This window comes from Ruegeria sp. CI1, assembly GCF_056536925.1.
In genome coordinates this window covers 30189-44147 of the sequence record NZ_JBQFQP010000001.1, presented here as the reverse complement: position 1 = coordinate 44147, position 13959 = coordinate 30189, and the positions used below count along the sequence as shown (strand labels likewise).

Below are 13959 nucleotides of genomic sequence, written 5' to 3'. Positions count from 1 at the left end.
CTTTCCGATCACGCCTCGTTTCGGGTCTTATGCCCATGCTTTTCAGTTACTGTGCGTGAGTTCCGGTTTTATTGCAATAATCAATGGTTTCCGGAGTTTTCTTTATGTGGGGAATCGGCAACAACCAAAACGCGAAGGCCGCGCAACTGCGCGGCCTCCATCTGTTAACTTTTTGAAATTCTGTCAGTTTGTGCAGGGAATCTCTATGACGACAATCTCGGCGCCGCGCCGGTTTCGAACCGTGCAGACTTCTTCTTGAACGACTTCCGGTGCTGCCTCGATTTCACCAAGTCCCAGAAGAGTTCGCTGATTGACCTCGACCGACGCCGTTACCGTCTCGTCGCCGGCGCCAACCAGTGCCAGGGACATGCTGCCGGTATTCTGGGCCTGTGCAAGCGAAGCGATCTGTTCAGGTGTCGCGGCGACTGTGACGGTACGTGCAATCGTCGCCCCGGTCAGATCCTTCCCGGCGGTTTGGTCGACGGCGATGACCTGGATGTTGGCTTGGATCAGTCGGGTTATTTCACCGCGCCCGCCTTCTACCGAATCGACGTTTCGTCCGGTCCAGTAAACGTCCACGTTGTCACCCGGTCGCAGAAACCCCGACACGCCCGAAGCCACGTCCACGCGAATCGCAAAAGCGCGCATTCCCCTGGAAAGTTGCGACGTCAGCCCTGCATCCTCGCCGGGATTGGTCACTTTTACGGCCATGATGGCCTCGTCTTTTTCCATTGCGCGCAACACATAGCGATTGTCGGATTCGTCTGCTGGGAACAGAGAGGCGGGATCAGTAAAGGTGCCCTCGGGAATGGCATTTTCCGGCCACTTAACGATACGAACGTCGTCCTTTTTCAATTGCTGTCCATACTTCAGCGCCTTGTTTGCAACGATGACTTCCACAGTGGGAACAATCAGTGCGCGCGCTTGCCGTTCTTTAGCCAATTCAGCCTGGTATGCTGTGATATAATTCTTGGCCAACATGACTGCGCCACCGGCCAGCGCCACACCAACGATAAGGACAAGCCCGAAGACGACCCTCATATCTGCACCTCTTATTCGCTTTTTCGGGAATGCAGTGTCAGCACACCCCTGCTGCTATTGAAGAACGGTAAATGGTAATTGTGTCGAAAACAGGGACAAAATCTGTGGGATTTCAATTTGTCCCGAATTCGGAACTAGCCGGTCTGACGTGCAGATCGCTTGTTTTTATTGGAACGGATTTAGGCCGGTGCTGACTTGTTCGTCAGAAAGTGCCTGGCCAATTTTTTCACCCACTGTACCGGTCGGTCCGGTGACTGCGGAAAAGGCGATGGCCGCCAGCGCGACAACGGCAGCAGTCAAAGCGACCCAGTCGACTGTCACGGCTCCGTCTTCGCCGGATACGAATTCAGTAAGCTTTGTGAACACGATGCCCTCTCGCTACGCTAATAGTAATTGCCTTCGTATCCGGGACGCAGTCTCGCGACATGGGAATTTGAAAGTTTCGGCTTATGGATTTGTGGCGCCACCACCGCTGATACCGCCCGTGGTTACGCTGATAGATGAGAGCGCACCGCCAATTCTTTCACCAACGGTTCCGGTGGGTCCGGTAACCGCGGAATAGGCAATGGCGGCCAGGGCTACAACTGCGGCTGTTAGGACAACCCAGTCGACAGTTACGGCTCCATCTTCGGAGGATTTGAATTTCTCGAGAACGGCAAACATGATGCCACCTCTTGCTTGACTGAAAAAGGCCGCACCTTGGCTGACGAGGCGCGGCCTTGAATTTCTAAGTCAGGCTGATTTCAGCTTACGGCGTGGTGCCGGCGCCGCCACCGCTGATACCACCGGTATTGACCGAAACGCTGGACAGCGCGGTGCTGATGTTGCCGGCGATGGTGCTGGTGCCTGCGGAGATCTGGTTGTATGCGATTGCGGCCAAAGCAACCACGGCTGCGGTCAGCACAACCCAGTCAACGGTTACGGCGCCGTCTTCGTCTTTGCGGAAGTTCTTGATGAACTTGATCATGTCATGTCCCTCCTAAGGATCAAACTAAAACTACCTCGGCGTCGTCTTAGAACCACCTCTCATCGGTTCATGTCCGTCGCGGTATGGGAATAGTTTTGCCCTTGGCCCGTGGCAGGAATTGGGCCAAATCGCGAAATTTTCGCCCAGAGGTTAACTTTTCGATCATTTTTCTCATAAGGCATTGAAAGTAAATATAAAAAATATGTCGCCAACTGGTTGAGTCCCTGAGGTGCGATGCAATTTGGTATCAATTTGGGCAAAACCGCCCCAATTCATTGCGAAATTCTGGCTTTGACGGCAGGATTCGGCGACAAAACTCAGAAAAACAATACATGAGGCAGGCAGATGAACCTCCGGAAAGCAAGAGTATGCGCCGGCGCGTTAGCGATTCTGGCCTTTGGCGCTGTTACGGGGCATGCAAACGAGCCCGCGGCAGGTGGCACGCTGAAAAGAATAAAGGCGCCGCTCCCCGGATCGCGGCCCAAGGTGACCGTGCAGATCACGCCGGAAGAACATGCCGCGCGTCCCTTTGCCAAAAGCACAGGCGGGACATTGGATATTCCCACCGTCATCGCACGGGCCGAACCAGCACCCGACGTGAAACCGCCCAGCAAGGCGGGGCGCTACAACCGGTTTTGGGAAAAGGTTTCTCCGGACCTCGCCAAGGCGGGGGCAGGGCGGTTGGACGAGGCGTTTCGCGCGCTCACCAGCATTGGCGTCGGCGGGCCGCGCCTGCAGGCGCTGCAGGACATAGCAAGAGAGCGCGGCATCGATATCCTGCGCTCGACCGTCGGTACCAATGTCTCACCCGCACTTGTTCTGGCGGTGATATCGGTCGAATCCGCCGGTCGCGCCGATGCGGTCAGTTCAGCGGGGGCGCAGGGGCTGATGCAGCTTATGCCCGCGACGGCCAAGCGGTTCGGGGTCAGCGACAGTCTTGTGCCGGGTCAGAACATCGCCGGCGGGGTGAAATATTTGAACTGGCTGATGAACGAGTTCGGCAACGACCCGATTCTGGTGCTGGCCGGGTATAACGCGGGCGAAGGCGCGGTGCGCAAACACCAGGGCGTTCCGCCCTATGCCGAAACACGAGACTATGTTCCCAAGGTGCTGGCGGCATTCCAGATCGCGCGCGGTCTTTGTTCGACGCCGCCCGAACTTATCTCGGACGGCTGCGTCTTTGCCGCCTTGCAATGAAAAAGGCCCGCCGAAACTTGGCGGGCCTTTTCGATTTTCCTATCCGGTCAGGTGACGATTGTCGCCTCGGTGGCGGCGCGCATCTCTTCATCCGAGACGCCATCGGCCAGCTCGACGATCTTCAACCCGCCTTCGACCACGTCCAGAACGCCGAGGTTGGTTATGATCCGGTCCACCACGCCCTTACCGGTCAGTGGCAGGGTGCATTCCTTGAGCACTTTGCTGTCGCCATGCTTGTTGGTGTGATCCATCACCACGATGACCCGACCGACGCCCGCGACCAGATCCATGGCGCCGCCCATGCCCTTGACCAGCTTGCCGGGGATCATCCAGTTCGCAAGATCGCCTTTCTCATCGACTTCCATTGCGCCCAGAATCGCGGCAGCAATCTTGCCGCCCCGGATCATCGCAAAGGACGTGGCGCTGTCGAAATAGGCGGTGCGGGCCAGTTCGGTGATCGTCTGCTTGCCCGCGTTGATCAGGTCGGGGTCCTCTTCGCCCTCGTAAGGGAAGGGGCCCATGCCCAGCATGCCGTTTTCCGATTGCAGGGTGATATCCTTGTCTCCCACATAGTTCGCCACCAGCGTCGGAATCCCGATGCCGAGGTTCACATACATGCCGTCTTCCAGCTCTTCCGCCGCGCGGGCGGCCATCTGATTGCGGTCCCAGGGCATTATGCGTCCTCCTTCTTGCGGGTGGTGCGTTGTTCGATGCGCTTTTCGTGCTGCCCCTGAATGATGCGGTGCACATAGATGCCGGGCAGATGGATGCAATCGGGGTCCAGCTCGCCGCGTGGGACGATTTCCTCGACCTCGGCCACGCAGATCTTTCCACAGGTCGCGGCAGGCACATTGAAGTTGCGCGCCGTCTTGCGAAAGATCAGGTTGCCGGTGTCGTCGGCCTTCCACGCCTTGACAATGGCGAGATCGGCAAAGATGCCGTTTTCCAGAATATAGGTCTCGCCGTTGAAATCCTTGTGCTCCTTGCCGTCGGCAATCACCGTGCCGACGCCGGTCTTTGTGTAAAAGCCTGGGATGCCCGCGCCGCCGGCGCGCATGCGTTCCGCCAAGGTGCCTTGGGGATTGAATTCAAGCTCCAGCTCACCGCTCAGGTACTGACGCATGAATTCGGCGTTTTCGCCTACATACGAGCTGATCATCTTTTTCACCTGTCGGGTCTGCAGCAGGATGCCGATACCGAAATCGTCGACGCCTGCGTTGTTCGAAGCAAAGGTCAGATCCTTGACGCCGGATTCTTTGATCGCGTCCAGCAGCAGCTCGGGAATGCCGCATAGGCCGAAACCGCCCGCCGCGATGAACATCCCGTCATGCAGCAAACCGTCCAGCGCCTCGGCGGCATTGGCATAGACTTTTTTCATGGAAAACTCCCCCAATGACTTGGTGATGCCGCAGGTTGTGCCGTCGCGTCACGGGGAAGTCAATGAATGCATGGGGGAAAGGTATTTATACGTAATGACGCGGCCCGGCATGAAAACCGGGCCTGCGACTTTCACTTGGAACTGGGATTCTTTGCCACCTTTTTCTTGGTCGGCGCTTTCTTTTTGCCACTCTTCTTGGCCGCTTTTTCGGCCACCAGTTTCACGGCCATCTCCAGCGTCACATCGGCAGGTTCCGTACCCTTGGGCAGGGTTGCGTTCACCTTCTCCCATTTCACGTAGGGGCCATAGCGGCCTTCCATCACGTTGATCGGGCCACCGTCAGGATGTTCGCCCAACTCCTTCAGCGGCTTGGCGGCGGTCCTGCCGCGCCCTGCGGGATTGGCGCGCTTTTCGGCCAGCAACTCCACCGCGCGGTTCATCCCGATCTCGAACACGTCGTTGGGGTCTTTCAGGTTGGCATAGACTGGCTTGGCTTCATCGGCCAGTTGATGCATCAGATAGGGGCCGAAACGCCCGAAGTTCGAGGTGATCATGCCGCCTTCGGGGTGCTCACCGATCTGGCGGGGCAGGGACAGAAGCGTCAGCGCCTTGTCCATATCCATGTCATCCTTGCTCCAGCCGCGTGGAAGCGATGCGCGCGGCGGCTTCTTGTTCTCGGGCGTGGGTTCGCCTCGCTGAACATACGGTCCAAAGCGGCCGGATTTCAGCCAGATCTCATCCCCGGCGTCCTCGCCCAGCAATTGTTCGTCGCCTTCTGCGCCTTCACCGGCGATGGGCCGTGTATAGGTACACTCCGGATAGTTGCCGCAGCCCACGAACCCGCCAGTGCGCGAGGTTTTAAGGTGCAATTGCCCCAGACCGCATTTCGGGCAGATACGCGGGTCGGACCCATCCTCACGCGGGGGGTAAAGCTGTGGCGCCAATGCCTCGTCCAGCTTGTCCAGCACTTCCGAGATGCGCAATTCGGATGTTTCGCCAATCGCTGCCGAGAAATCGCGCCAGAACTTGCCCAGCAGATCCTTGTAGTCACGATCACCGGCGCTGACATCATCCAGTTGCTCTTCCAGATTCGCGGTGAACTCGTAGCCAACATACTGGCGGAAGAAGTTCAGCAGGAAGATGGTGACGATCCGCCCCTTTTCCTCGGGGATCAGTCGGTTCTTGTCCTTGCGCACATATTCACGGTCCTGAATCGTGGTCACGATCGAGGCATAGGTCGACGGACGCCCGATGCCCAACTCTTCCATCCTCTTGACCAAGGTCGCCTCGGTATAGCGCGGCGGAGGTTGGGTGTGGTGTTGCAGCGCCAGAACCGCTTCGTTTTCGGACAGGATCGCCTCTTTGGCGACCTTTGCGCCTTCGGTCACCTGCGTCTCGCCGGTCGCCTTGACGAACTGATCGGACAGAGACTCGCGGGCAAAGACGGCCTTGTCGCCCCGCATGATCTGGGGCAGGCGTTTGTCATCCTCGTCAGCCACATCGTCGCGGCCCTCTTCATAAACGCGCATGAATCCGTCGAACAGAACGACCTGGCCGGTGGCCCGCAACCCGACCTGACCGTCGTCCGAGCCGATCTCGACCGTCGTCCGCTCCAGTCGCGCCGCTGCCATCTGGCAGGCAATGGTGCGTTTCCAGATCAGGTCATACAGCTTGCGCTGATCCTCATCCGTGACCTTCAGCGCCTTGGCGTCGCGGTTCATATCCGTCGGGCGAATACATTCGTGTGCTTCCTGGGCGTTCTTGGCTTTGTTCTTGTAGATGCGCGGGTTGTCCGACACATATTCAGCACCGTACCGGTCCGCGATGGTGTCGCGTGTTGCCGCCACCGCTTCGGGCGCCATGTCGATGCCGTCGGTCCGCATATAGGTAATGTAGCCGGCCTCATACAACCGCTGCGCCACCTGCATCGCGTGACGCGCGCCCATGCCAAATTTGCGGCTGGCCTCCTGCTGCAGCGTCGAGGTCATGAAAGGTGCGCTGGGGTTACGTGCGGTAGGTTTGGCCTCGACCGCATTCACGGTCAGGGCGCGGCTGGTGACGGCCTGCACCGCCAGTTCCGCCTGCGTGGCATTGGCAATGTCGTGCTTGTCCAGCTTCTTGCCTGCCAGCGTGACCAAACGCGCCTCGTAAATCTGACCGCGCGGCGTTTCGAACAGCGCCTTGACCGACCAGTATTCGACCGGCTTGAACGCTTCGATCTCCATCTCGCGCTCGACGATCAGGCGCAGGCAGACTGATTGCACCCGGCCCGCCGACTTTGCACCAGGCAGTTTGCGCCAAAGAACCGGTGACAGGTTGAACCCAACCAGATAATCCAGCGCGCGCCGCGCCAGATAGGCTTCGACCAGGGGCATGTCGACTTGGCGCGGGTTTTGCATCGCCTGGGTCACCGCGTCCTTGGTGATGGCGTTGAAGGTAACCCGGCTGACCGCCGTATCCTTTTTGATCGAGCGCCGCTTGGTCAGCGCCTCTTGCAGATGCCAACTGATAGCCTCGCCCTCGCGATCGGGGTCAGTGGCAAGGATCAGGGCATTGTCATCCTTGAGCGCGTCTGCGATCGCCTTGACATGCTTGCGGCTGTCGACGCCAACTTCCCAGGTCATGGAAAAATCATGGTCCGGATCTACCGATCCATCCTTGGGTGGAAGGTCGCGAACGTGCCCGTAAGAGGCCAAAACCGTGTAGTTGGGGCCAAGATACTTATTGATTGTTTTGGCCTTGGCTGGGGATTCTACAACAACTACAGGCATTTAAATGAAAACCTCGTATATCGGATGCGGCGCTTTCTATGGCGGTGCAAGATGTGGAGTGCAAGGGCCGAATGTCAATCCGTTCCTTTGAAGCCTGATTTCCTGCCGGTTTGAAACGCGAAAGCAAGCCCGCAAACGGGCTGCGAAACAACAAAAGTAGGGCACTGCACCTTCAGCCGATACGAGACAACAATCCGCCGGGTTGTCGTTGTATCCGGCCATCCAGTTCCAGATCAACCAGTGCCGGGCCGACATCGCCCGCACTGGCGGATAGGTCGCGGATCAACTGGTCTTCGGCAAGGGGCGAAGGGCCAAGCCGGTCAAGAATCTGAAGATGCAATTTTGCGGTTTCCTGAAGGCTGCGTTTTTGGGGCGGTGCAGGGGGCAGAGCATCCAGAAGGTCTCTGGCCGGTGATTCCGGCAGGTTGTCTTTCTCTCTGGGCAGCGCCTCGATCACGTCTTGTGCGTTGCGTACAAGTTGCGCGCCATCCCGGATCAACAAATTGCAGCCGGCTGCACGGGCATCCAGCGGATGGCCGGGAACTGCAAGCACCTCGCGACCCTGATCCAGCGCGTCGCGCGCGGTGATCAGGCTGCCCGACTTGGCGGCCGCCTCGACCACCACAACGGCCTGAGCCAGACCCGAAATGATCCGGTTGCGCCGCGGGAAATGCCGCGCTTGTGGCGTAGTGCGCAAGGGTTGCTCCGACAGTCGCAGGCCCTTTTGGGCAATATCCATCGCAAGATGCGCATTCTCTGCCGGATAGACGACATCGACACCGCCAGCCAGAACCGCGACCGTGCCTGTCTCCAAAGTCGCCAGATGGGCGGCCGCATCGATGCCACGTGCTAGGCCAGACACAACTACGTACCCTTCGGCACCCAGATCGTGTGCAAGTGCGCGCGCCATGCGCGTGCCAAGCGAAGAACAGTTGCGGGCCCCGACCAGTGCGATCATGGGTCGACGCAACAAATCCGCATTGCCCAACGTCCACAGAACCGGGGGCGCATCCTGAATATCCGTCAAGGATGCGGGATAGGCGGCATCGCCCAGGCACAAAAGCCGTGCGCGCACGGCTTTTGCGGCCTTGAGTTCGGCCTCGATCACGCCGGGAGGGCAGATTTCATAGCCCTCGACCCCGGCTGCGCGCGCCACTTCAGGCAGCGCAGCCAGCGCGTTCTGCGCTGATCCATGTTCGTTCAACAGGCGCCGAAATGTTGTCGGCCCGACCCGGCGCGAGCGCAAAAGACGGAGCCACGAAAACCGGTCTTCTTCCGTGGTGGGTGGGAGTGGGGGGTGATTGGAAGAATGCTGCTTCTCGGTCATCCGTCGCTCCGCCTGTTTGCAAAACTGGTTTACGCAACGGGGTCTTAACAGGCGGTGAATCGCGTAGAATTTATTCCAATTCACACGATTTCTTATCCTCAGCGGGCCGCAATGCGTTGAAATATAGCGATTTGGCAAATTGCCACAGCGTTCAGAAACCTGCGGGGCGACGCTGGTGCGCTCCGAATCAAGCCCGCCCGCCATTAACCCTGAACCCGGTCCGATTCTGCCTCAGGCAGCCGAACCGCCCACTGTCAACCCGTCCATCAACACCGTCGGCTGGCCGACGCCAACTGGCACCCACTGGCCATCCTTGCCGCAATTTCCCATTCCGGGGTCCAGTTCCATGTCGTTGCCCAGGCCGCGTATCTTCTTCAGCGCCGAAGGCCCGTCGCCGATCAATGTGGCGCCCTTGACCGGCGCACCGATCTTGCCGTTCTGCACCCGGTATGCCTCGGTGCAGGAGAACACGAACTTGCCGTTGGTGATGTCTACCTGTCCACCGCCGAAACCGACGGCCCAGATACCGTCCTTGATCTCGGCCACAAGTTCTGCCGAATCGGCGTCGCCGCCCAGCATGATGGTGTTGGTCATGCGCGGCATCGGGCTGTGGGCATAGCTTTGTCGCCGACCATTACCCGTTGATACGGTGCCCATCAGACGCGCATTCTGACGATCCTGCATATAGCCTGTCAGGATGCCATCCTCGATCAGAACCGTGCGTGAACTCGGGGTTCCCTCGTCATCCACGGTGATCGAGCCGCGCCGATCGGGGATCGTGCCGTCATCCAGAACCGTCACTCCTTTCGAGGCGATCCGCTGTCCCATCAGCCCGGCAAAGGCGGAACTTCCCTTGCGGTTGAAATCACCCTCCAGCCCGTGCCCGATGGCTTCGTGCAACAGGATGCCCGGCCAACCATGCCCCAGCGCCACTTCCATCACGCCCGCAGGGGCGGGCACAGCTTCAAGATTGACCAGCGCGATGCGCAGCGCCTCGCGCACCTTTTCCTGCCAGTCCGCCGGGTCGATCAGCCCGCCCAAACCTACACGCCCGCCGCCCCCGGCAGAGCCGCTTTCGCGTCGCCCGTCCTTTTCCACGATTACCGATACGTTCAAGCGCGTCATCGGTCGCACGTCTCGCACATGCACGCCATCGGGGCGCAAGATCTCCACTTCCTGTATCGAGGCCGCCAGCGCCGCACTGACCTGAACCACGCGCGAATCCAGATCGCGGGCAAAAGCGTCGATGTCCCGAAGAGTTTCGATCTTGACCGGAAAACTTGCCGATTCGATCGGGTCGGTATCGCTATAAAGCCGCTTGTTCGTCGCGATCGGTGGCTGGGCCAGCACACCGCCACCCGCACCCACCGCCAGACGCGCGGTTTCGGCCGCTCGTTTCAGTGCCGGGATCGAGACATCGGTCGAATGTGCGTATCCCGCGACCTCACCCTTGACCGCCCTCAGCCCGAAGCCTTCCGAGGCCTCATAGGACGCGCTCCGCAATCGACCGTCGTCAAACACCAGCGCCTCGGATTTCCGCCGTTCCACGAACAGCTCTCCATCATCCGCCCCAAGGGCCGCAGATTGCAAAACCGCCAGTGCTTCATCCAGCGGAATCGCGGTCTCGAAGGGGCGAAACGGGTCATTGGGCATGGGCCGGAACCTTTCCGATTTGATCCAGATCAAAAATAGCGTCCGTTTGACGCAAGCATTTTGCTTTATCTAGTCTCCGGAATATGGTTTTTAACGCGGTCAAAGACAACGGGAGAGGTGCGACCTGATTCATACCTCCCTGTCAGGGACGCAAAGATCAAACGATCAGGACAGAAAATGAAGAATGCTTTGACGCTTTCGGGGCTTATCGCCGCCCTTTCCAGCCTGCCCGCCATGGCTCAGGAGCTTGAAACCATCGGTAAACCGACCCCCGGCGGACTGGGCTTTCAGCCGGCCGCGACGGAACTCGCCCGCGATCTGCAATCGCTTGACGGCCTGATTCTGGTCATCATCACATTGATCTGTATTCTGGTCGGCTTTCTGATGCTGTACAGCTTTGTACGCTTCAACAAACGCGCCAATCCGACACCGGCAAAGTTTTCGCACTACACCCCGGTCGAGATCGCCTGGACGGTCGGCCCGATCATGATCCTGGTTCTGATCGGATCGTTCTCGCTGCCGGTGCTGTTCAAACAGCAGGAAATCCCGCAGGGCGAAATCAATATCAAGGTCACCGGCTACCAGTGGTACTGGGGCTATGAATACACCGACGAAGGCTTCGGCTTTGAAAGCTTCCTTCTGGGCAAGGAAGCATTGGCCGAGAATGGATACAATCAGGATGAATACCTGCTGGCCACCGACAATGCCGTCGTCGTGCCGGTCGGCAAGGTTGTCGTGATGGACGTCACCGGTGCTGACGTGATCCACTCGTGGACCATCCCTTCTTTTGGCGTGAAGCAGGACGCGGTACCGGGCCGTCTGGCGCAGCTGTGGTTCAAGGCGGACAAGGAAGGCGTCTATTTCGGCCAGTGCTCCGAACTTTGCGGCAAGGACCACGCCTATATGCCGATCACGGTTAAGGTCGTGAGCGAAGAGGAATATGACCGCTGGCTGACCGAAGCCAAGGAAGAATTCGCGGGTATTCCGCAATCCTATCAGGTTGCCTCGAACTGACGTAAGGTGTGGCGGGGACACCCGCCCGATTTAGGATGATGCAGGGTGCGTGGTCTCCGCGCACCTTTCGCCCCCAAAGGACCGGAAATGAGCGACGCAAGCATCAATGCCAGCACAGTCCGCGAGGACGAGGCCAGCTTTGGCGATTATTTCGCCCTGTTGAAGCCGCGCGTAATGTCTCTTGTCGTGTTCACGGCTCTGGTCGGATTGCTGGCTGCGCCCGTGCCGGTGCATCCGTTTGTGGGATTCTGCGCCATCCTGTTCATCGCCATCGGCGGCGGCGCGTCCGGAGCGCTGAATATGTGGTGGGACGCCGATATTGACCGCTTGATGAAGCGTACCAAGAAACGCCCAATCCCCGCTGGCAAGATTCAGGAAGGCGAAGCGCTCGCCTTTGGCCTGACGCTGTCGGGATTCGCCGTTGTAATGCTGGGTCTGGCAACCAACATCATGGCAGGGGCCTTTCTGGCGTTCACCATCTTTTTCTACGTCGTCATCTACACGATGTGGCTCAAGCGTTCGACGCCGCAGAACATTGTGATTGGCGGCGCTGCGGGTGCATTCCCGCCCGTCATCGGCTGGATCGCGGCTACCGGCACTATGTCGGTCGAACCCTGGCTGATGTTCGCTTTGACCTTCATGTGGACACCGCCGCATTTCTGGGCGCTGGCCCTGTTCATGCGTTCGGATTATGACGACGCCGGGGTGCCGATGCTGACCGTGACTCACGGCCGTCGCGCCACCCGAGTTCACATTCTGGTTTACACTGCCCTGCTGGCGCTGCTGGCTGTCGGCACGGCCTTTTCTGACATTGGCGGCCCCGTCTATCTGGCGGTGGCGTTGGTTATGAATGCCCTGTTCCTGCGCGGTGCCTGGAAAATCTCGCGCCGGGACGAACACGCGTCCGAGGCCGACAATTTCAAGGCCGAACGGGGTTTCTTCAAGCTGTCGCTGCTCTATCTCTTCCTGCATTTCGGCGCGATTCTGGCCGAGGCGCTGCTGAAGCCCTATGGGTTGGGGGGCTGGGGATGAGCCTGCGTAAGACACACGAACTGCACAATCGCCGCTTTGGCCGCAATCTGGGCGTGGCCCTGACGCTGGCGGCTTTGATCGTCATCATCTTTGGCCTGACCGTGGTAAAGGTCAGCCGGGGCGACTACGAGCCGCCGCGCGCAGAGGTGCAGAACTGATGGCGATTCGGGGACCCCAGAAAACGGTTCTGCAACTGGTCGGCGTCGTCGTCGTCATGGGCGCACTCGCCTGGGCGTCGGTGCCGTTTTACAACTGGTTCTGCCGGGTCACCGGCTTTGGCGGAACCACTGGCGTGGCCGAGCAAAGCTCGGACACAGTGATCGACAAAACTGTCACCGTGCGCTTCGATGCCTCGAAGGAACGCGGCATGCCGTGGGAATTCAAACCGGTCGAACGCGAGATGACGCTTCGTATCGGCGAAACCGGGCTAGCCTTTTACGAGGCCTACAACCCGACCGACAAACCTGTCGCCGGGCAGGCCTCATATAACGTGGCCCCCTATTCGGCAGGTGGCTACTTCCAGAAAATCGCCTGTTTCTGCTTTGACGAACAGGTGCTGCAACCGGGGGAACGGGTGGAGATGCCCGTGACCTTCTATGTCGATCCGGAAATCGTCAACGATCCGGAAGGGCAATACGTGCATACGATCACTCTGTCGTATACATTCTACGAAATCGACCTGCCCGAGGGGTACGCAGCCCTCGACGCGCAGGCGGAAACAACAACGAACTAATGCCTGTAGGTGAGGGACGCTGATGGCACACGCTAAAAATCACGACTACCACATTCTGAGCCCGTCGATCTGGCCGCTGATCGGCGCAGCGGGCGGTTTCGTCATGCTGGTCGGGGCCGTATTGTGGATGCACGGCATCACCGCCTATATGTTCTGGGCCGGTCTTCTGGCCGTTCTCTACACCATGTTCGGCTGGTGGTCGGATGTGGTGGCCGAAAGCCGCGCTGGCGATCATACGCCCGTGGTGCGGATCGGCCTGCGCTATGGCTTCATCCTGTTCATCACTTCAGAGGTGATGTTCTTCTTTGCCTGGTTCTGGTCTTTCTTCAAACACCGCATGTACCCGATGCAGGATTATGTGGGCACCGAATATGTTGCGCCGAGCATCCATGCGGTCGACCCGTTCCACCTGCCGCTGATCAACACGCTTGTTCTGCTGCTTTCGGGCTGTGCGGTAACTTGGGCGCACCACGCGCTGGTGCATAACAATGATCGCAAGGCATTGGTGCAGGGTCTGGCGATCGGCATCGTGTTTGGTATCGCCTTTACCTTCTTGCAGGGGTACGAATACGCCGAACTGCTCAAGCATGAAGGCTGGGAATTCGGCGGCGACCAGTTCTATTCGAACTTCTTCATGGCCACCGGTTTCCACGGCGCGCACGTGATCATCGGCACCATTTTCCTGACTGTCTGCCTGCTGCGTGCGATGCGCGGGGATTTCACGCCCGAAAAACACATCGGATTCGAGGCGGCGGCCTGGTACTGGCACTTCGTTGATGTCGTCTGGTTGTTCCTGTTCTTTGCCGTCTACATCTGGGGTCAGGCCCCGCTGATGTAAGGCCGGTC

15 protein-coding genes are annotated in these 13959 nt (G+C 59.0%); 6 read left to right on the top strand and 9 right to left on the bottom strand.

The window, feature by feature from the left end; genetic code table 11:
- Window positions 1-183 precede the first annotated feature (183 nt).
- From cpaB to ACR0LZ_RS00225, 4 genes are all read right to left on the bottom strand, one after another.
- The gene (gene cpaB, locus ACR0LZ_RS00240; protein ID WP_480747753.1) at window positions 184-1041 is read right to left on the bottom strand and encodes a Flp pilus assembly protein CpaB; all 858 of its coding nucleotides are present in this window, start codon (window positions 1039-1041) and stop codon (window positions 184-186) included.
- 165 nt (window positions 1042-1206) lie between these two features.
- Window positions 1207-1407 (bottom strand): hypothetical protein, encoded by a 201-nt coding sequence (locus ACR0LZ_RS00235; protein WP_480747752.1) that lies wholly within the window; start codon window positions 1405-1407, stop codon window positions 1207-1209.
- 81 nt (window positions 1408-1488) lie between these two features.
- Window positions 1489-1704 (bottom strand): hypothetical protein, encoded by a 216-nt coding sequence (locus tag ACR0LZ_RS00230; protein WP_480747751.1) that lies wholly within the window; start codon window positions 1702-1704, stop codon window positions 1489-1491.
- An 85-nt stretch (window positions 1705-1789) separates the two neighbouring features.
- Window positions 1790-2008, bottom strand: coding sequence for a hypothetical protein (locus ACR0LZ_RS00225; RefSeq protein ID WP_480747750.1), 219 nt, complete (start codon window positions 2006-2008; stop codon window positions 1790-1792).
- A gap of 345 nt (window positions 2009-2353) precedes the next feature.
- On the opposite strand from ACR0LZ_RS00225, the gene ACR0LZ_RS00220 reads away from it, so the two are divergent.
- Window positions 2354-3205, top strand: a complete 852-nt coding sequence (locus ACR0LZ_RS00220; RefSeq protein WP_480747749.1) for a lytic transglycosylase domain-containing protein — start codon at window positions 2354-2356, stop codon at window positions 3203-3205.
- A 47-nt stretch (window positions 3206-3252) separates the two neighbouring features.
- On the opposite strand, the gene ACR0LZ_RS00215 is transcribed toward ACR0LZ_RS00220, so the two are convergent.
- The 5 genes from ACR0LZ_RS00215 to tldD form a co-directional block, all read right to left on the bottom strand.
- Window positions 3253-3879, bottom strand: coding sequence for a CoA transferase subunit B (locus ACR0LZ_RS00215; RefSeq protein WP_480747748.1), 627 nt, complete (start codon window positions 3877-3879; stop codon window positions 3253-3255).
- A complete protein-coding gene (locus ACR0LZ_RS00210; protein ID WP_480747747.1) occupies window positions 3879-4583 on the bottom strand; it encodes a CoA transferase subunit A in 705 nt (234 codons plus the stop codon). Before ACR0LZ_RS00210 ends, ACR0LZ_RS00215 begins: the two co-directional genes overlap by 1 nt.
- 131 nt (window positions 4584-4714) lie before the next feature.
- Window positions 4715-7354 carry a type I DNA topoisomerase gene (gene topA, locus ACR0LZ_RS00205; protein ID WP_480747746.1) on the bottom strand — a complete coding sequence of 880 codons (2640 nt, stop codon included), beginning with the start codon at window positions 7352-7354 and terminating at the stop codon, window positions 4715-4717.
- Between the two features lie 172 nt (window positions 7355-7526).
- Window positions 7527-8681: a DNA-processing protein DprA gene (gene dprA, locus ACR0LZ_RS00200; RefSeq protein WP_480747745.1), complete on the bottom strand. Its 1155-nt coding sequence runs from the start codon at window positions 8679-8681 to the stop codon at window positions 7527-7529.
- Between the two features lie 231 nt (window positions 8682-8912).
- Complete coding sequence (tldD, locus tag ACR0LZ_RS00195; protein ID WP_480747744.1) at window positions 8913-10334, bottom strand: metalloprotease TldD; 1422 nt, start codon at window positions 10332-10334, stop codon at window positions 8913-8915.
- A 177-nt stretch (window positions 10335-10511) separates the two neighbouring features.
- Here tldD and coxB point away from each other — a divergent pair, with 177 nt between their 5' ends.
- The 5 genes from coxB to ACR0LZ_RS00170 all read left to right on the top strand — a co-directional run bounded on the left by coxB (window position 10512) and on the right by ACR0LZ_RS00170 (window position 13951).
- On the top strand, window positions 10512-11348 hold the full coding sequence (gene coxB / locus ACR0LZ_RS00190; protein WP_480747743.1) for a cytochrome c oxidase subunit II: 837 nt from the start codon (window positions 10512-10514) through the stop codon (window positions 11346-11348).
- A gap of 87 nt (window positions 11349-11435) precedes the next feature.
- Window positions 11436-12380, top strand: coding sequence for a heme o synthase (gene cyoE, locus ACR0LZ_RS00185; protein ID WP_480747742.1), 945 nt, complete (start codon window positions 11436-11438; stop codon window positions 12378-12380).
- A complete protein-coding gene (locus ACR0LZ_RS00180) occupies window positions 12377-12538 on the top strand; it encodes a hypothetical protein (RefSeq protein ID WP_480747741.1) in 162 nt (53 codons plus the stop codon). Before cyoE ends, ACR0LZ_RS00180 begins: the two co-directional genes overlap by 4 nt.
- Window positions 12538-13113, top strand: coding sequence for a cytochrome c oxidase assembly protein (locus tag ACR0LZ_RS00175; RefSeq protein WP_480747740.1), 576 nt, complete (start codon window positions 12538-12540; stop codon window positions 13111-13113). The genes ACR0LZ_RS00180 and ACR0LZ_RS00175 overlap by 1 nt, the downstream gene beginning before the upstream one ends.
- A 22-nt stretch (window positions 13114-13135) precedes the next feature.
- Entirely contained in the window at window positions 13136-13951 is an 816-nt protein-coding gene (locus tag ACR0LZ_RS00170; RefSeq protein ID WP_480747739.1) for a cytochrome c oxidase subunit 3, read from the top strand.
- Window positions 13952-13959: the final 8 nt, after the last annotated feature.